Source organism: Shewanella sp. MBTL60-007 (assembly GCF_019654915.1).
In the GTDB taxonomy this organism is placed as follows: Bacteria; Pseudomonadota; Gammaproteobacteria; order Enterobacterales; family Shewanellaceae; genus Shewanella.
The window spans coordinates 1-887 of sequence record NZ_BPET01000150.1; the positions used below are offsets into that span (position 1 = coordinate 1).

2 protein-coding genes are annotated in these 887 nt (G+C 36.5%); one reads left to right on the forward strand and one right to left on the reverse strand.

What is annotated here, in order from left to right:
* The coding region (locus tag K5Q92_RS23750; protein WP_220771249.1) for a beta family protein at nt 1-298 on the forward strand (298 nt) is incomplete at its 5' end.
* Here K5Q92_RS23750 and K5Q92_RS23755 read toward each other — a convergent pair.
* Nucleotides 281-887, reverse strand: a 607-nt coding sequence (locus K5Q92_RS23755) for a sce7726 family protein (RefSeq protein WP_220771250.1), incomplete at its 5' end; no start/stop codon positions are given. The genes K5Q92_RS23750 and K5Q92_RS23755 overlap by 18 nt on opposite strands.

Here is an 887-nt window from a genome sequence, read left to right on the forward strand (position 1 = left end):
CATTAATACTGAGCAAATAGAAATGAAAGGAGGCACGTTTGTACCTCGAATGGATATAGCTTTAGAGTCAGGAGATCGTTTTATATACAAAAGGTATAGGCGACATCAGGGAAGCTATCCAAAGTGTGCAGTAAAAATGCTTGAAGATCCAAGATATGTTGATTTAGATACTTGGGCTGACTCAGAAATTCAATTAGCGAGTGAAGGTAAACCTACAGGGATCAGTCCATCATATTGGATTTCAGCCAGAATGGTTTATTACATCAACACTAGAATAAACCTAAGACTTTCTGACTAAATTGCTCGGTGGCATTCTGGTTATAGTAAGAATATCATCTGAGCTTATTGTGTTGCCTAATTCAGATCTAAAAATCTTTGATATATGCTTATATCGTTCATTTAGACTACTGCGTGAATACTGTCTTAATTGATCGAGAGTTTTAGTTTTGGCTAGGAATTCACAAAGCTGGTGCTTAGATCGTAACTCTTTGTTTTGAGAGATAACCCTCAATCTATTTGTAGGAAGAGTACTAGCTAAAGTTTCTTTATCATGCCTTTTGAACTGCTTAGATTTCCTAAGTTCAGTGATTCCATTTTCATCAACTAACAAGATACCGATTTCATGGCCTATAGCCTTACGAATCTGATTTAAGTTACTTTTCTCACATACAACGAAGCAATAATCAAAATATTGTTTATAACTTTTGATTTGATAATCTAACCGTTCGGTGCTGTCACCAGCACCCTTTATCTCATAGGCTGTAGCTATTTCATCTAGGATTGAAATGACATCTGCTCGTCTTGTCCCGTATTGAAATGGAACCTCTGCGCCTACAACCACACTCGTATCTCTTTTAATGATGTAGTCGATAAGATGGCGTTTGATT